The 18,978-nt window shown below is 36.6% G+C and carries 14 protein-coding genes; 4 read left to right on the top strand and 10 right to left on the bottom strand.

All coding sequences use genetic code 11. The annotated features are described in order from the left end of the window. Positions 1–9 precede the first annotated feature (9 nt). The 8 genes from M2408_RS03195 to M2408_RS03160 form a co-directional block, all read right to left on the bottom strand. A complete protein-coding gene (locus M2408_RS03195) occupies positions 10–2,160 on the bottom strand; it encodes a c-type cytochrome domain-containing protein (protein ID WP_259179190.1) in 2,151 nt (716 codons plus the stop codon). A gap of 13 nt (positions 2,161–2,173) precedes the next feature. Then, a complete protein-coding gene (locus M2408_RS03190) occupies positions 2,174–3,652 on the bottom strand; it encodes a DUF1501 domain-containing protein (protein WP_259179189.1) in 1,479 nt (492 codons plus the stop codon). A 35-nt stretch (positions 3,653–3,687) separates the two neighbouring features. Beyond that, positions 3,688–6,060: a PSD1 and planctomycete cytochrome C domain-containing protein gene (locus tag M2408_RS03185; protein ID WP_259179188.1), complete on the bottom strand. Its 2,373-nt coding sequence runs from the start codon at positions 6,058–6,060 to the stop codon at positions 3,688–3,690. A 428-nt stretch (positions 6,061–6,488) separates the two neighbouring features. Next, positions 6,489–6,719, bottom strand: a complete 231-nt coding sequence (locus M2408_RS03180; protein ID WP_259179186.1) for a hypothetical protein — start codon at positions 6,717–6,719, stop codon at positions 6,489–6,491. A 234-nt stretch (positions 6,720–6,953) separates the two neighbouring features. Beyond that, complete coding sequence (locus tag M2408_RS03175; RefSeq protein WP_259179183.1) at positions 6,954–7,820, bottom strand: hypothetical protein; 867 nt, start codon at positions 7,818–7,820, stop codon at positions 6,954–6,956. Positions 7,821–7,869: 49 nt separating this feature from the next. Next, on the bottom strand, positions 7,870–8,649 hold the full coding sequence (locus tag M2408_RS03170) for a toxin-antitoxin system YwqK family antitoxin (protein WP_259179182.1): 780 nt from the start codon (positions 8,647–8,649) through the stop codon (positions 7,870–7,872). Between the two features lie 347 nt (positions 8,650–8,996). Next, a complete protein-coding gene (locus M2408_RS03165) occupies positions 8,997–10,394 on the bottom strand; it encodes a L,D-transpeptidase family protein (RefSeq protein ID WP_259179180.1) in 1,398 nt (465 codons plus the stop codon). Positions 10,395–10,621: 227 nt separating this feature from the next. Continuing rightward, the gene (locus M2408_RS03160; protein ID WP_259179179.1) at positions 10,622–11,839 is read right to left on the bottom strand and encodes an enolase C-terminal domain-like protein; all 1,218 of its coding nucleotides are present in this window, start codon (positions 11,837–11,839) and stop codon (positions 10,622–10,624) included. Positions 11,840–12,491: 652 nt separating this feature from the next. Between M2408_RS03160 and M2408_RS03155 the strand changes: the two genes are divergently transcribed. Both M2408_RS03155 and M2408_RS03150 read left to right on the top strand, forming a co-directional pair. Further along, positions 12,492–13,673, top strand: coding sequence for a glycosyltransferase (locus M2408_RS03155; RefSeq protein WP_259179176.1), 1,182 nt, complete (start codon positions 12,492–12,494; stop codon positions 13,671–13,673). Between the two features lie 158 nt (positions 13,674–13,831). Beyond that, the gene (locus tag M2408_RS03150; RefSeq protein WP_104381542.1) at positions 13,832–13,984 is read left to right on the top strand and encodes a lmo0937 family membrane protein; all 153 of its coding nucleotides are present in this window, start codon (positions 13,832–13,834) and stop codon (positions 13,982–13,984) included. 375 nt (positions 13,985–14,359) lie between these two features. On the opposite strand, the gene M2408_RS03145 is transcribed toward M2408_RS03150, so the two are convergent. Together M2408_RS03145 and M2408_RS03140 are read right to left on the bottom strand one after the other, a co-directional pair. After that, a complete protein-coding gene (locus M2408_RS03145; protein ID WP_259179172.1) occupies positions 14,360–15,067 on the bottom strand; it encodes a DUF6891 domain-containing protein in 708 nt (235 codons plus the stop codon). A 618-nt stretch (positions 15,068–15,685) separates the two neighbouring features. Next, a complete protein-coding gene (locus tag M2408_RS03140) occupies positions 15,686–16,321 on the bottom strand; it encodes a hypothetical protein (RefSeq protein ID WP_259179170.1) in 636 nt (211 codons plus the stop codon). A 709-nt stretch (positions 16,322–17,030) separates the two neighbouring features. Between M2408_RS03140 and M2408_RS03135 the strand changes: the two genes are divergently transcribed. Then, the gene (locus M2408_RS03135; protein WP_259179169.1) at positions 17,031–17,744 is read left to right on the top strand and encodes a hypothetical protein; all 714 of its coding nucleotides are present in this window, start codon (positions 17,031–17,033) and stop codon (positions 17,742–17,744) included. Next, the gene (locus M2408_RS03130; protein ID WP_259179167.1) at positions 17,741–18,613 is read left to right on the top strand and encodes a hypothetical protein; all 873 of its coding nucleotides are present in this window, start codon (positions 17,741–17,743) and stop codon (positions 18,611–18,613) included. The genes M2408_RS03135 and M2408_RS03130 overlap by 4 nt, the downstream gene beginning before the upstream one ends. Positions 18,614–18,978: the final 365 nt, after the last annotated feature.

Below are 18,978 nucleotides of genomic sequence, written 5' to 3'. Positions count from 1 at the left end.
GACTATAAATTACTTTAATACTATTTCATCAACAAAAAGCCAAGGTGGGTTTCCTGTTCCAGCGAATCCTTCAGGAATTTTGGCATAATGCTTAGTTTTTAATCGGATAACACTTACTTTTAGATCTGGCAGATTAAAAGTAACCATTCTCTTCTTTCTCATTTTATCTGCCTTTTCCAAATCTACTGTTACCTTATTCAACAACTTCATATTTGAAGTGTCCGTTCCTCCCCAAACTTCTATGTACTGAGGCGGATAGATATGTTGGTTATACTCCTGTTTAATACTTAATGCAAGAAAATTCAATTTTATTGGAGTATCAAAGAACATACTCGCTGAAAGATCATTTCCCTGGAATCCGAGCCATTTGCCGTCAGCATGATTATTCCCTCCGCTCTCAAGATCGAAAAAACTTTGTTCTTTTCTAGCTTTATATAATCGGTTTGGTTTACTCTCTAAATTTACTTTGTTGGGTATGATAAACGCAGCATAAAAATCTTGGCTAACTTCATTACTGGGTAACCAGCCCTCTTTAATTGCTTTGACACGTAATCTCGCATCTTTCTGAATTCGAATGGGTGATTTGTAAATTGATGCTGTAGTGCTATCAGGGTTACTTCCATCCAACGTATACCGCAACTGTACACCACTCACTGGATGACTTAGCGACAGCAGCATTTCTTTTTGAAAAAAACTTCTTGCGGGACTAATTTTCGGGACTGTTAATGCTAATTTCTGATACTCATCAAATTTAATTCCTGCATCAACTCTCAACTTTGGAAAGGCTTTTCGGATTGCATCCAGTTCATCCAGTTTTACTGCGGTATTCCAAACATAGAGCTTTCGAAGGTTTGGCATTTTTGCAAGTTTCTCCAAACCGCTTTTATTTACCTGAGTACCAATTAAACTGATATTCTTTAAACTTGCAATAGCACTTAATGACTGAACATTCTCATTCGACAATTTTGTATTATTCAGATTCAAGGTGCCCAAGTTTTTAAATTTCCCTAAGGTTTGAATATCCTCTTTATTTATGGGCATTCCACTTAGGTTAAGGGAGACTACTTGTTCAGCAATCGGTAGAATTTCCGATAAAGATTGACTTTTAAAAAAATCCTTTCCATAAAAATTAACATCCAATGCCGGAGAGCCAGCGTCTAAAGGATGAATAATTCGATAAGGCGTTATTAATTTTTTGATTTCATCTTCGTCCGCTGCCGCAAATTCATAATTTTCAGTCCCTTGAAATCCGTAAACAGATTTTGCAGATTGAAATAATGTATCTTGTTCGCTAAATGCCGCTAGAGGCACATTAAATTTTCCTCCGCTTTTAACCCACGCTCTTAACAACGCTATTTCATCGATGGTCAGCTGTGGCTTACCTTTAGGAGGCATACGATGTTGGTTTTCGATATCCAACAACAAACGTTCAATCATCAAACTATTCATTGGGTTTCCGGCAATGAATAGCTTACCATTTTTCCCTCCCTTTAATATCGCTGTGGAATCAGACAAGATGAGACCGCCCTTAGGTTTGTTGGAGTTATGACAACCCATGCATTTGGCTTGGAAAATTGGCAGGACTGCATCTTCAAAAACCATTGCATTTTCGACATCAAGCGCTTTCGATTCCTTGCTAATTAAAGGACTGCTTATGAAATCTTCGCCATGAGTGAGTGCTGCACCAAAGTGTCCAACCATTAACAATAAAATCACGGTTATATTAATTCCAACAACAAAGACCGGGTGATAATCTTTATTTTTCCTGAACCTCAAGTAACCCAGAAGCCCAAGTGAAAGTATTGAAAGAAACACGCCACCATATTTATGCCAGTCATAACTGCTCCCCTCAAATCCGCCCTCTTTTGAGAGCATCAGCCCCATAATTACGGTAATTGCTGTCAATAAAGAACTGATGAAAAATAATGTGTTAATGATAGATTTAATCGTTGGAACTTCCTTTTCCAATCTATTTCTAAACAAAAATATTAGCCAGGAAATAATTAGCAATACGATTGGAAAATGCAATAACAAGGGATGCATCCTACCGATAACCTGAAGAAAAACAGGAGCTTCTATTTTTTCTTCAAAGATTAAGAAGAACACAATAAAGCTATTCAAGCCTAGTAGAATATTGAAATGCGAATTTTTTAAAGTCATCTAACGTTTCTATTTAGGCGAGAATATCTTTGACAACGTTTCCAGCAACATCGGTAAGACGATATCGTCGACCAAGGTGCTTATAGGTTAATTTTTCGTGATCTATGCCCAATGTGTGGAGTATAGTTGCATGGAAATCATGTACATGAACAGGATTCTTCACGATATTGTAGCCCAATTCGTCGGTTTCTCCATAGACTATGCCTGGTTTGATCCCACCTCCAGCCATCCAGATACTGAAACAGCGTGGATGGTGATCTCGCCCATAATTATCCACGGTAAGCCCACCTTGGCAATAATTTGTTCTTCCAAACTCACCCCCCCAAATCACGAGCGTTTCATCCAACAGACCTCGTTGTTTCAAATCGGTAATTAATGCCGCGGATGCTTGATCTACATCTTTTGCCTGTAGTGCCATTTCGCTTGGTAGTCCACCATGCTGGTCCCATCCCTGATGGTACAATTGTACAAATCGAACACCATTTTCAGATAACTTCCGAGCAAGCAAACAGTTGGCGGCATAGGTGCCTGGAACTAAACATTCTGACCCATACATTTTGATAATATGATCCGGTTCTTTTGAAAGATCAGTTACCTCCGGAACAGAGGTCTGCATTCGATAAGCCATTTCATATTGTTGTACTTTAGCTGTAATTTCAGGATCACCAAAGGTTTCATATTGCATGCTGTTGAGTTCAGCAAGCTTATCCAATAATTTTCTTCTGCTCATTTTATCTGTGCCTTCGGGATTATTCAAATAAAGAACAGGATCTGGCCCTCCCATAAATTGAACACCTTGATGAACCGAATCCAGGAATCCATTCGTCCATAGCTTGGAATATACGCCTTGACCATTTCCTTTTCCTTTGGAGACAAGCACGCAAAAGCCAGGTAGATTTTGATTTTCACTTCCTAATCCATAACTCAACCAGGCCCCCATACTCGCTCTACTGCCTTGCTGAGATCCGGTTTGAAAAAAAGTAATCGCCGGATCATGGTTAATAGCATCTGTATGCATTGATCTGATTATACATAAATCATCTACCACCTTGGCCATATATGGAAACAGACTACTCACCCATGCCCTACTCTGCCCGTATTGAGCAAAATCAAAATACGAACCGACAAGTGGAAATTTCGCCTGGCCAGCAGTCATCCCTGTAAGCCTTTGATTCCCACGAATAGAAGCGGGAAGGTCTTGTCCCATCATTTCTCTCAATCTTGGCTTATGATCGAATGACTCCAACTGAGAGACGCCTCCAGACTGAAAAAGGTAAATGACACGCTTTGCTTTGGGAGCAAAATGCGGCAAGGCCTTTTCAAATTCCTCCTGACTTCCGGGTTTCCCGAAGAAAAGATCAGGAATCAACAGCGCCCCCAATGCTACACTCCCAATACCAATACTTAAACTAGAAAGAAATTGCCTACGATTTTGAAATAACTGTGCTTCTCGCACTTCTTTTTCAAAATTGGAATCTAGCTTCTTTTTCATAACAATCAATTTAAAGTCTTCTTTACCTGTTTCATTTACCCTTTAGTCAATGTTTCTTCCAAATTATATATGGCATGCACCACTGACATTAATGCTGCTAGCTTTTCCTTTGGAATACGATCGTCGAGCGGAGCCTCTCCAACACGAAGAAATGCTTTTGCAGCATCTTTTCTTTTGCTGAAGCGATCTATTTCCTCGCTGTAATATTGGTTCAGCAGCTTCAGTTCATTTTCTGTTGCATCCCGACATAGTACACGTTTAAAAGCTGTTTTTATATAATCGGATTGCGTCTTATTTGGGGCACTATTAATTAAGTGTGTTGAATACACTCGTGCAGCCTCCAATACTGCTGGATCATTCATCATAACCAAAGCTTGCAAAGGGGTATTTGTCCTTGTTCGTTGCACCTGACATGCATCCCGATTACTCGCATCAAAAATCAACATATTAGGTGGCGGTAAAGTCAGCTTAAAAAACACATACAATCCTCTCCTGTATAAGTCTTTACCATGGTCCTGTACGTATTGGGCCAACGTGCCCCGCCCTGAGCTGCTAACCTCCCAGATGCCATCAGGCTGATAAGGTTTGATACTCGGCCCACCGATAGTCTTGTTTAACAGACCACTAGTCGCTAAGACTTGGTCTCTAATCATCTGGGCAGGTAATCGTAAGCGTTTAGCCCGTGCCAGATAAATGTTATCCGGATCTTTTTCCAGGTGCTTGGCTGTAATTTGAGATGACTGTTTATAAGTTGCCGTACTGACCAATTGTTTGATTAATCTTTTTACATTCCATCCGTTTTTCTGGAAATCCAGCGCTAACCAATCCAATAATTCGGGGTGACTGGGCAGATCACCCTGGTTACCAAAATCAGCGACAGAAGCGACCAATCCACGACCAAAAATCATCGCCCACATTTGATTGACAAACACACGCGAGGTAAGTGGATTTCTGTCACTAAATGTCCATTGTGCCAATCCTAAACGGTTTGAAACATATTTTTTGCTATCAAATGGTAGAATAGCTTCTGGTGTCTGCGGATATACCCGCTCTCCTGGGGCATCGTAAACACCTCTATCAAGAACATACGTTGGTCTGACAGTATCACGCTCGCCCATTACAGAGACAGACACCTCTGCGTCATCATCCAATTTGTTTATAAAGTTTAATATTCCTTTAACGTCTTCTTTTGTGACTGTCAGTCGTGGTGTTTTCGAAGGCCCAGAGTTTACAAGTCCTTCTAAACCTTTCTCCAAAGAGTTATTAAAAAAAGCATACATCCCATAATAATTTTTCTGGGTAAAGGGATCATATTTATGATCATGGCACTGCGCACACTCCATTGTAATTCCCAATATACCTTTTGCATAAGTGTTTGTTTTATCGAGTCCATAAGCAACTCGATATTCCTCATCAACAACACCACCTTCCTCAGTGATCTTATGATTTCGATTAAATGCTGTTGCTAAGAGTTGCTCTTTAGACGGATTAGGCAATAAATCTCCCGCCAATTGCCAGGTAACAAACTGGTCATAAGGCATGTTTTTATTGAAAGCATGAATAACCCAATCCCGCCATGGCCATTGTGTCCGGATATCATCATCTTGGTATCCATACGAGTCTGCGTACCGGGCAACATCCATCCAGTGAAGCGCCATTTGTTCTCCATATGCTTTAGACGACATTAAATCATCTATCAGCCGATCGTAAGCCTTATTCGATTTATCATTAAGAAATCGCTCCATGACCTTTTCCTCAGGAGGCAAACCTGTTAGATCGAGGCTCACTCGACGCAATAAACGGTTTTTATCTGCCTCAGGATTAGGCTTAAAACCAGCTTTAACCATCTTGTCCAATACAAATTTATCAATTTCGCTATTCCCCCACTCTATCTCACTCGCTTTTGGCATTTCGGGCTTTACTGGAACGGTAAATGCCCAGTGTGGTTTGTATACAGCACCTTGTTTAATCCATTGTTCAATAAGTTCTATTTCGAAATTAGTTAAGGGGAGATTAGCGGCAATTGGAGGCATACGAATAGACTCATCTTTTGTTGTAATTCTCAGAAAAGCTTCACTGATGTGTGGTTTACCTGGAACAATCGCATGCTTATCAGGACTTTCCGATAATGCTTTATATGCCCCTTCTTTAGTATCTAGCCGCAAACCTCCCTCCCTTGTATTGTTATCGGGACCGTGACATGCAAAACATTTGTCAGAAAGAATAGGCTTGATGTGGTAATTATAATCCACAAACTTTGGTAAAACATTGGCACCAGAACTTGAAGATGAAGATTCTGAATTCGGGCTACACATCGTTAACAAAGAAATTAAGATCGTTATACTACCCAAAACTGAGATGATTACCCATGAATTGTTTTTAGAAAAAAAAGATTTTCTAGTCATCATACTTTAGTTTAAATCTTAAGACACAAAACAAACAGTCGCTTGAATAATGTCTACTATGTGTTATCTATTTATATTGGTTATTATTAGTTTAATGGATTATTATGCACATCTGATATTCCATTACCCTAATTCGTGTTTTTTTCTTAATTACTACCTGTGAATGGCCGTATATCGGAAACTATCAGATTTAATTTTTAGAACTAGCTATATAAAAGTTACATTACTTAGGTATTGAAGATGTAATTAAAACCATCGAATAATGTAATGATATTGCTATAAAACCTCTCCAATGCCTAACAACAGTAAGAAATTGTACGTTTTTTATTTAAGTTTAGACTAATATAAACATCAACCGCTATATATCCAAACAAATAAGTCTATATGTGTACACATATAGACTTTATGATAAGCAAGGGGTTTGATTTTAACTAACTGAGACCCGCGCGGTCCTGTTGATCAGCCTCCTCAGCGATCTTGTCATTTAAAAGTGTTTGTTGTAGTTCTGGGGCATTTGGAGTAGATGTACCCTTGGGAGAGTTTCTAATGTGGTCTTTTGTCAATTGCATGTGATCGCACCGTTGACAATCTGTTTTACCTGGCTCGTTCCAATAGACGGCATCTTCTTTATCAATTGACATCAGTCCTCCCACTGATCTCATAAATACGATCAGGCAAAAAATAAAAAGTCCACATATTAGAAATATTAACCACATCATTGTCAGTTACTAAAATACAAAATAATTACAGCATAACATTGTTCTCTATCAACGTCCTCTCCGTATATAATATTTCAAGAACACCACATGCACATGCACGATATTAATTATTGTAAAAGCAAAACAATCATCGAAACCTTAAAAAAACGACGAGATACCCCCTTCTTAGTGGGAGTTTTATTCATAATATTCAATTTTTCTTTTTATTAGAAGTCCACCTTCAAATTCGTCTTTAGGATTTCTTTTAATAATTTCCTTTTGCTCAATCCAATTTCCATAATTATCATATATATAAGAATAGTGTGATGATTCAATTGTAGAACGTTTTTCAGACTTGGTTTTTTCTTCTTCTAAATCTCCGTGTGAATTGTATTTATAACTTATTGTTTCTTTAAAATAAGAAGACTCTAACGCTATGGGTTTATTTAAATTATCATACTTTATATTAACTACCCCCGATATATTACCATGAAAATTCTCTGTTTTTTCCTGAATCATATTTTTATGAAGGTCATATATTTTAGTGATGATAGAAGTTAACAGAAATTCTTGTTTTGTTTCGTCATATTCATAACGTTTTTCTGTTTCTTCATTTCCATTATAACAATAATCAGTGTATGCACTCAATTGATTCATCACTAGTTTATTGTCTTGGAATTGGTTTTCAATCTTTTTTATCAATTGCATTTTTTCATTATAGGAAAACAAAACCTCTTGGCATTTTTCTGATGTAGTTGTGCCAATTTCTTCTATTTTGTTGAGCTTCCCTTTTTCATAAACATATATTTCATTCAATTTATAGCTATTTTTACTCTTATTTTTATCAAACTCTACTATATATTTTTTTGAAACGGTACCATCTGCATTGTATTCTTTATATTCATCGAGACCTTTCTTATCCACTCTGTTAATATGCCGTCCATCTATTCCGTGATAGGTTATTTCTTCTGATTTTATCAGGGGTTTAGTTTTTTGTGTTCCTTGGCCAGAGGCAAGGGTGCACAATAAAAACATTGATGTAAATGCTATTACTTTTTTTCTCATTTAATACTATTTTATAAGTACCCCCATGTATGTTGCGAGATTGAGCACACTAGTGTTTCTCTGTTTTAATTAAATTGCCTTGTTCGTTGAAAAATTTCCAATCCCCAGTTTCCCTTCCATCCGAATAGATTTCTGTTTTTATCAAAGCGCCTTGTTCGTTATAAAATTTCCATTCGCCGTTATATCTTTTGTATTGGTTATAGATTTCTACATGCTCCAATCTTCCATTTTGATAATAATAATTCCAATCGCCAATTTTCATTCCATCATCATAACTGCCAATACTTTCCAATCGTCCATTTTCGTAGTATTCTTTCCATTCGCTTGTTGGCCGTCCGTTTTCGTCATATTGTTCTAATCCTTTTGTAGTTCCATCCTGGTGATACAATTTCCATTGATCAATATGACTCCCATTTTTCATATCTCCTAAAGCCGCTAATTGACCATTTTCATAATAATACTTCCAGACGTCTGTTTTTTCGCCATTTTTATAATTTCCACTATTTCCCAATTGTCCATTTTCATGGTATTCTTTCCATTCTCCATACATCTTTTCATTTTCACCGAATGATACACTACCTCTTAACTTTCCATTTTTCCAATACCATTTGCTGTCACCAATTTTCTTTCCACTTTTATATTTGTTGACCGTCGACAACTTTCCATTGTCAAAATATATTTTTGCTTCGCCAGTCAATTGTCGATTTTCATCTAAATAATATATTTCCTTAACCTGGCCGTTCTCGAAAAAGGTCTTTTGCTCCTTATATTGTCCATTACAAGAAAAAAACAGGTGTAAACTAGCAAGTAGAAATAGTATTTTTTTCATTCGTCTTTGTATTGTGTTTCAGTATCATTATTCAAATCTTGTTACTGAAGAGTAAAAGAAATCTATATAGTGTAGCTACATCGTCCAATGGCAGTGCTTTTTTCAGCTCACATCATAAATCATTGCTACATGATAAGTTTCCACATAATTTTATATAAATATACTGCTGGTTTTCTCGATATCTACGGATGATTTATAATTCGTTAGGCTGTATTTATTATCCGCTATGACTTTACAATTATCCGTGACTAAACCAGCCAACAAAAGATAGAATAAATCATTGAGATTATTCATGTGATTGTTTTCTGTCTCATTTAAGGCTTAGGGTTGAAAGATTATTTTATCTATCAAGGCGCAATCGTGCTTGGCATATTTTCATTAAATTTATCTGCCGGGGATTTGTCGAGTTGATATATATCGTTGTATATAGTTGGTTTCCCATCTTTTATTGACATAGTCAGATAAGTGATGATAATGGGCACAGGCTGCTTCAAAACAAAATCCATTTTACCATACGTTTTCACTGCGTCTTCCAACGTCGGAATTTTATCTTTTGAATTATCGAACGCCAACATTTTCGTTGCCAATAGTTTAGGATTTTGAACCCTTATGCAGCCATGACTAAGCGCCCTATTATCTCTATTGAAGAACTGCTTTTGTGGAGTATCATGGAGATAAACACCGTGTGAATTCTGAAATCTAAAAACGATTGTGCCCAATGCATTGTGATTACCCGAGGATTGCCGAACACGATATTGTTTTGGATTTTTACTGATTTCTTTTAATGCGGATGTATTCACAATGACTTTGCCCCCTGCTTCATCATAGATCGAATAATGGTTATTTCGGAGATAAGCTCTGTTTTTCAAAATTTCGGGCAAAATCTCATTCAGAAATATACTGTGTGGAACCCTCCAATCAGGAGCTGTTGAAAAATAATTTATTTCGCTTTCCAAAACCGGTGTTGCCGTTTTGGGTTTCCCAACAACGACTTTAAATTCCGACACATTACCGTTATAATGGAATTCTAAAGTGTAGGATGGGATGTTTATCAATATATAGTCTAAGCTTTGCGTATTGATCCACCTTAGCCGTTCCATGTTAATTAGAATTTTTTCCATTTCAGCTGGTGAGGTCATTACATTATTAGCTGCATATGCTTGATCCAAATAGTCCTGAAAATCCTCATAAGCTTTAAGCTTAGGCTGAGCCTCGCGTACCAGATTCAAAAAACTGACCTGCCACCCTGCATCAGATAATATCTCGTCGGCACAAAACCCATTAATTCTAACACTATCAATATAAGATGGATTATATAGTGGATTATATTTACCAAAATGGAGATCATTGATAAAAGAAAGGAGGCCATCTGTCATCAATATATCAAACAACGCTTTCTCTTTTTGCTGTTTTTCGGGAGAAGAACTTTTTAACTCTTTCAGTCTCTCAAACGAGAGGTTCTCTAGGTGATAATTCGATGGCAATAACCCAAAGCGATTAGGTTGTATGAGTAGGGATAAAGCAATTGATGCTTGATCTATCTTTTGTTTGTCATTTAGCCAGAGAAATTCATAATTGTTTGTGGCGTAGAACCGGATGACTGATTTTGGGTAATTTAAATTGGATAGATTTAGACTATCCTTAAGGAATGCCGTGATCTTGTTAGTTACATTTAAATCCTGCCCGTAGATCGCTGTAGTGATAATACTAAAAAAGATCGCTGTAAAATTCAGAAATGCTTTCATAATTTTGAATTTTAATATACTAAAATTACAAATTATTTCCATTCATACAGTTGAAAATTAATCATTAAAAAAATAACAATCTATTAACTGTATTAGGCTTTATCGATACAACGATCCGCTCTTTTCATTGTGGTCTTCCCCTCCGCAGCTTTTCGACTGTGGGTACAGGGGATTAAAAATCCGCCTCATAATTAATATGGGGCGGTTAAAGAAATTGGGATCATTTATCATATTTTCTTTAGTAGAGGCATTCCAAAACCTGCTGTAGATGATGGGATCAGTTTGCCGTCCTGGATCTTGTAGGCAGAAAGATCAACATCGTCCGATGTGCTCGTTACCCCCTCTATGGTAACCGTATTGCCAAGCCCTCCTGCCAGATGTGCTGTATAGTAGGACTTAAGTAGGGAGCCCCAAGCATGAGGAGAAGCCTGTGCGCCCATTTTCTTCAATTCCGGCATCAATCTTCTCCAATTCGTGAAGCCCAGGCCCTCGATATCTGTGAGATGTACGTCCAATAGTTTCTTTTCAAAGAGTTCCTTAAGCAGCGCTGGATTGGGATCTGCTTCACCATCTGCCAACAAAGTGCTTATTCCCGCTTCTTTTATATAATTTCTCAGTTTTTGGTAGTCGGTAACGGTTTCATGGAAGGGTTCTTCTATCCAGAATAAGTTGACCGATGGAGTACCTTTTAGATATTGGATGAATTGATCCACTGTAAAACCATTGTTCCCATCCACTAAAATGCCACAGTCGGGAAAGATTTTGGCCACGGCATTGGTTACGTCAATATCTCGCTGGAGTCCCTCCTTGAACGACATCCATTTATGCCCCCGTCCAATCTTTAGCTTAAATTGTCTATAACCTACTCCATAATCATATTGGCACTCTTCCAGAATCCGGTCTATACCTGCAGGCTTTTCAGATGGCTCCAAATCATCGAAATAAATCATCCCACTATAATAGTCCGTGGTATACGGCTTCTCGCGGCCAAGTAGTTCATAAACTGGTTTCTGCAAGATTACCCCTGCAAGGTCATGAAGGGCAATATCAAAAGCGATGTGTTTGTCGTTCAAAATGCCTACATTGGAAGCAAAAATTTCAGATACTTTTTTACCGATGAGTTCCTTTTCAATCTGCTCAGCATCTTTTCTGGATCCTCGTAAAGAAGCCCAACCCATAGCACCTTTGTCTGTTTTAATAACACAGATTTCCACATTGGGGCCATATCCATGCAGATCCAGTCGCGCATTTTTCCCCACGAGGCGGGGATATTTCATTTGAACGCTTGAATATTTTATTTTCTGTATCCGGTGATATGAAAGATCCTTTTCATAAACATTACTGTTCAGGATATCTGTTAATGACATGGCATTTCCTGTACCAGGATATAATGCTGTGGATGCAATGCCTAAATTTAAGGCCTGTAAGAATGTTCTTCTTTTCATTTTTGGTTTATTTTGATTTGATTTCAAATGATTTTTCCTTGCCTTTATCGCCAGGACTAGTCCATCTTGGCTCATCAAGCTTTCGCGAAAATTGTGCGCGAGCAATTAAAGATTGAATTGCCTGTTATAAATCTTCATTGGTTGTTCGATGTTTTCTCAAATATTATGAGGTATAATTTAAAGTTTTAAAGTAGTTCTTGAAAAGTACATTAAAAACAAAAATTTAAGTAGCATTTCTGTTTCAATTTGCTATCGAATTTTATCATTATGATACAAAGTGTTAGTTGGTTAGTTGGAAAAATACGTAATATATTTTCCTATGCGTCGGGGCAGTCAATTTAAGAAGTTGACATAAATTTTCTTTTGCACGGGAAAAATACCTGGTCAAGCAGTGTTTGTCCGGTAATAGCTGCATCACTATACGGAATACGCCTTTGTAAACTACGGATCTGTAAAAAATACGCCCTTTGGGTATAGCTTTTGATACATAAACCGAAACAACATACCACCTTAATTATAAAATGTCATATGGAAAATATAGATCAAAAAGCAAAGAAAATTGGCCTAGAAAAAGGATATTATTTACTACTAATGGCTATTTTAGATATTCCGGTAAATAACGAGGACAACAACGCGAAAGAGGACTAAGTGTATGAAAAGAATCGTTATTATAAGTACGTATCTACCGCAGGAATGCGGATTGGCGACTTTCACGAATGACCTTAGAAAAGGAATGGCATTGGATCAGACAGTCTCCATTGAGGTGATTGCAGTATCTAAATCCGGTTCCGAAGAGTTTGACCCTACAGTTCGCTTTGTTATCGACAAAGAGCGGCTTGATAGTTATATCCAGGCTGTACGTATCATCAATAAGGAATATGACTATTGTATTATCCAACACGAATATGGGATATTCGGTGGCGCTGATGGCATATTTATCAATCAGCTTGTCAATCATTTAAATATTCCTTTGGTAACGATATTTCATACCATATTGAAATCTCCGTCATTACGTCAAAAGGAAATCATGGAATTACTACTTACCAAATCTCAGGTGGTAGTTTCGCTATCGCTGAAAGGCAGTGAATTATTAAAAGATCTCTTTCCAACGGTGGACGGCCAGAAAATCCACGTAATAGCCCACGGTGTTCCTCATTTTGATTACAACCAAGGATTAGCTAAATACAGATTGGGCATACAAGATGATTTTGTGATGATGACTTTTGGTCTAATTGGACGAAGCAAGGGGTTAGAATATGCGATCCGTTCATTAGCTGGACTCAATCTACCGAATTTCAAATATTTAATTGTGGGCAAGACCCATCCGAATGTCTTGGCGCATGAGGGTGAATCCTATCGTTTTGAATTACAAAGTTTAGTAGCTCAGTTGCAATTGCAGGATAAGATTATTTTTATTGATGAGTTCATCAGCGATGACCAACTAAAAGAATACTTAACAGCCTGTGATATTTATTTATCCCCCTATCAACATGAGCAGCAGATCAGCAGTGGCACATTATCCTTTGCGGTAGGAGCTGGTGCCGCCGTTATTTCTACTCCCTATTGGCACGCTGCAGACCTATTGTCAGATGACCGGGGCATCCTTACTCCTTTCGATGATGTCCAAAGCATGAGCGATCATATCAAATTATTATATCGATCTAAACGTTTACTTGCATGGTATCGCTTCAAGGCACGTAGTTATGGGGAACAGACGACCTGGAAAATGATCGCGAAAATATATCTTGAACTGCTATCTGAACTCATTACACCTGTACGATCCTTGGGACACTATAAGAATTATCATACGTTTGATTTAAAGCAGGAAGCTTAATGAACATCTCGCGATTTGCAAGCTTTTTATTGTATGGATGTATGGTTGGAAAATTCTTCTTGACATGTGAACAGCAGTCGAGCATCGAAAATTTGATTTATTTATTATAAAACATTATCCAAACGGATATTGTTCTCAATAAAAAACACATTAATATTATGGGAAATTTATTATACATCATTGCCGTTATTTTAGTTATCATCTGGGCAATTAGTTTTTTCGGAGGCTATGCAACAGGAAATATAATCCACACGCTGTTAGTAATCGCAATTATTGTGGTGCTATTACGTGTGATTCGCGGTGCAGCCTAATGGGGCACTTATGGCCAATAACATAGATTGTCCTTCAAAGGAATTTTGATTGCCTCCGACAAAATTGGATGCTCCAAAAGTAGAGATTCCCGGTGTCATCGGGTATTTCGTATCCAATAAAAACCACTTTATATAAGTGGTTTTTATTGTTCAACTTAATTATCAATTCGACAGCCAATCTCTTCAAGATATGGTACTAAATAATTTCCCAGTAATCTTCTTCTGTATCTATTAGATCTCTTCTGTTCATTATTCTCTATTGCTAAACCGGTAAGTAGTTGAGCTGGCCACCTCCACTCTCAAAATATCTTTTTTTAATGCCAATGTTTTGGTTTTGCGTCAATTTCTTTGGCTTTCGGTACCTCAAATCCTTTTTCAGCTGTTCTTTTGTAGGTATTCCATGGCTCTCGTTATGCCCCAAGATTGATTATCGGGTACTTTTTGCCAGTTTATATTTTTAATTTCAATCCTTTGTTCAATGGTTCCGTTCCATTCCACAGCAAAACCATTTTCTTGAAGCTTTTTTACAATTTTTTGTCCAATTAAAATTGCATTTTCGGTATTTTGATGGATATCGTCAAAAGCTAAAAATAGATTTTTACTTGAGGGCGAGATGGCTCTTTCTAAATCTTGCATGTGATAAAAACAATATCCAAGGGGAGCTATGTTTTGCGTTTTTAATAAATGAACAACTTCACGTACATCGCTGTACCCATCTTGCTTTGTGTAACCAGCTTTATGTAACGCGATTATTTTATCTTGATTTAGTTCGTCAAATATCTTAGCTAATCTGTCAACATCGTTAGGCTTTTTCCACTCGATACTCTCCTCTTGATGTGCATTGTAAAGGAGGGTAATTATATGTTTCAGCCACGCTTCGTCCAACTGGTCTTCATCCTCAAAACCAGCAGTCCAAACAGCCTCCAGAATATCCCTTTTATGATCAAAACCAAATTTCACTTCCTGTTCTATAAATTCTAGAACATCTTTCTTTAATTGTTCATTTTCCGGTTCGGCAAATGTGATGAATTTCTCATTATCCGATTTCTGAGTGTTTTTTTTAAAAAAATTAAATAGTCCCATTGCCTTTTTTTATATGCTTTCTTGATTTTACTGATGATCGAAAACTAGTTTTAACTTAAATCTATGTTATTTTTTATTATCAATAGCGACAACTTTATATTCGAGCACTATCGCTTATGATTCGCTCTTGGCGTGAAGCCATTCGCAAAGTGTAGAATTCACCTTTTCTAGCTATTTCTTAAAAAATTTATAAGAAACCATTAGAATATTGTATCAATTGTTTTATTTTTAGTCTATGAGTGATTATAGTATTTCGCTGTGCGTATTTTAGATATAACCTATAGACCTGCATCAAAAAGTGATTTAAAGTTTCTGTTGGAACTTAGGATATTCACGATGAATCTACATCTAGTTGCAAGCTCATTGTCGATCTCAGATGAAGCCCACTTACAAAGAATTGATTATCAATTTGAACATGCTTAGAATAATATGATGCTTTCCCGATATCTATTTCCACAGAAGTGAATGATGCAATCACAAGCTCGTTACGCTCGGTTTGACGATCGTTCGTACCTAAAGTGTTCCCTCCATAGGTTTACAGTATCAAAAGGACGCAGGTATTAAAGTGATAGCAAATACTGCTGTAATATTAAACTTAGATTTTTATAAGAATTTTACTCAATGAATATTATGCGGATAACCTATTTCAATTAGGTCGCTTTTAAGTTGCTCCCAATCTTCAATATCCTCTACTATTGCTAGAACCATTTCCTCGGTAAGCGTTTGTCCCGCATAAATTTTCGATATCGTTTCTAATGGAATTCCGGTTTCTTTAAAACTTTCTTCAAAATAATCTGTAGCCCAATCAATATAAGTTTGAGGATCTCCGTCGAAAATCCTCAACATTTTGGCCGAATTATCTTCATAATTATCGATTTGTCCAACCTGCCACTTTTTTTCCTCAGTTGTCCAAATGCAAAATGTTGTCCCAATTGTCTTTACAGGTTCGTCAAAAATAAATCCGTCGAAAATCGAAGGAAGATCTTGTATTAGTCGTTCCTTTTCTTGTTGTTGAGATTCGTGACTAAATCCGTTGATAACGCAACCGTCTTGCCTGAATAAAATCAGAATTTGGTCGCCTGAACCATTTCTCATTTCGAAAAACTCTTCATTATCCGCCCATTTAGCGTTATAAGAATAATAACGATATTCCCAATCCTGCGAAAGAATGGCATCCAAGACAGAAATAGATTTACAAATTGCCTGCAATTTTCTTCTGTCCGGTAATAAATATATATTTTTTGTTGAGATCATTTTTTACATTATAATTAATCGTCTATTTCAAGATGTTTTTCAGACCATATATGAGATCAAACGCATATATTTTTTGAATCTTTTGTCTCAATTGATTAGCAACATCTTCATTCATGCATTTCAAAATTTCATCAATACATAATTCGATTTTTATGGTTTACTTATCAAGACACAATGCCAATATCAAGGGCTTTTTTGATTTTTAATACTCAAACCCTTTTTCAACTAAATAAGAATTCACAATTCCAATTATTCTTTCTGTTATCATTTTCAAATATAAATGCTTAAAAATTGTGATCTATTGTTCACGTCTTTTCCCAACTAACATTCTCAATTGCGGACTAGTTTTAACTTAAATCTATGGTATTTTTTATTATCAATAGCGACAACTTTATATTCGAGCACTGCCGCTTATGATTCGCTTTGAAACTGTAGTTATTCGCAAGGTGTAGATATCGCTTTCCATATTTTCCTTTTATTATATTATAACCTGTGTTTTCTAGAGATGGTTTAGCACGAATCCCAGCATATGTTGCAATCGAACAACTCTCGAAATATCGACCTTCTCCTGCGAAAAAAAGCCTACTTTAGTTCTATTTTTAGACATTCGATCTCATCATAAAATTTGTGTTTTTTTTTATTATTTTGCGCCAGTCAAAATTGAACCACCTCGAGGGATAGCAGATAAAAAAATCGACAAATTATAGACATGAGTATATTTTCATATCATCTTGTAAAATTACCTTTGATTACAGCGCTCAAAATGATGTTTTCCCCAATTAATCCAAACCAGATTGATGGCTTGATCCATGCAGAGACAATGTCAGCCATGATTTTGGGTTCTCCAATATTTTCAAAGTCTAGAATTTTTAATAGAGAAATTGTTGTTTTCGCTCAATGGAAAAATGAAAACGTTTTAGATGATTTTTTAAGATCAAATGCTATTGGAAAACAAATAGCTAAAGGTTGGCATATTCGATTAGAATTTTTAAGGCAATGGGGAAATATCTCTGGCTTCAAAATACCAAGCCCCAATACTGAAACCGCAAACGAAAATAATCCAGTTATCGCCATAACAATTGCCCGAATGAAGTACACACAGATACCAAGATTCCTGCGCTGGGGAAGACCGGTTGAAAAGCAAGTCCGGGATAATAATGGTTCGACTCTGTCCTTGGCATCAATTCGATATCCCAATACGATTTCTACTTTTTCCATTTGGAAGTCACAGAAAGAAATGACAGACATGGTCCATGGACACAGCAAAATGTCACAACCTAAGAGGCATCTCCATGCAATGAAAGAACGTGAAAGAAAAGACTTTCACTTTGAATTCACGACCTTAAGATTCAAACCGTTGACTGAATTTGGGCCATGGAATAATAAGCAAAACTATATCCCTATTAAAACCGAACTTATATGAATATCGCATCTTCAATGCAAAAATTCCAAGATTGGTTCACTCAACAATGGGTTATTATTTGGGGGAGAAAAATTAGTCCCTCAGAGTGTTTGTGGCTGATGGGGCCGTTTGGAGAATTGAATGGAATTGGTGAAGCTTTCATTCATCAGTTGGCTGAAAGAGAAAATCTGACTGTGCTAAGGAATACCAAATCAAAAGGTTTGTTGCATTCTATCTCAATGCTTAATCTAACAGAAAATGAAGTAAAAAATCTTTCCGAAAAAGTCATTCATTTTTATGAGAAAACCGCTGATTATAATTTGCTACTCAACGTAAAATGGAACACCATTTTTAAAGTATTTGGTTTCTTAGTCAATAGGTTATTTAGTCAACGTATCAATCAATTAAATATTCCAATCGAAAATACGCAAGAATTCAGAGACCTGAAAAGTGAAATAATAGAGCTGATTTCTAACGAAGATAACGAAGTAAAATATACTATTTGGTTAAGAAAGTTTGAGTCAACCGGAAAAATAATTTATTCAGGAATTTACTCTACCTGCGTGCTCCCTTCTGGAAAAACTTGCATTAAAGCAATATTTCCTTTACCAAAAGGAAATGCATCTGTGCTATTAAAACCATCTGTTGGACATAATGGTGAGCTTATTTTGGATTCATCTGGAAATCAATTCGGCGACGCAGGTTTTTATTTTCTATTAAACGATTCCAAAGGAAATTATTGGAGTCAATTTATCAAGTCTTTTACTGACAAATTGATCGTGCGTGAAGACGAGGGAAACCTTAAAGCAATACAAACACTTAAACTCTGGAATTTTAAAGTTGCTAACTTTGAGTATACTATCACAACTCAATTCGAAAATAATAATTGAAAATCTACATAGATATGTTCATAGAGCTTAAAATATCAACCAGGCGCATACAATATAGCGTATGAACACAAATAAAGGGACATATGGTTCCTGGTTTTTAATCCAATGACAGTTGATGTTACACTCCCCCGACGAAGAGTTATCATTAGCTCTAATATTTTAAGCCTTTTTTTCCGACTTCATTATGATAAGTTTTAACACTTAAATACTAGTCAAAAGCTCCTGAATAATCGCGAGTCCTCTTATCAAAATATTCTCTAGCGTATCTCTTAACTTCATCAGATATAAATCAATTATGCCCCATCAAGATACAAAATAGTTATAATAAAGTGGGGGCCTCTTCCGAACAAAGATAATGGAGAATA

Origin of the sequence: Sphingobacterium sp. BIGb0165 (assembly GCF_024810095.1) — a bacterium.
Taxonomy (GTDB): Bacteria; Bacteroidota; Bacteroidia; order Sphingobacteriales; family Sphingobacteriaceae; genus Sphingobacterium; species Sphingobacterium detergens.
The sequence above is the reverse complement of the archived record's forward strand: the minus strand, read 5'-3'. Positions and strand labels throughout refer to the sequence as shown.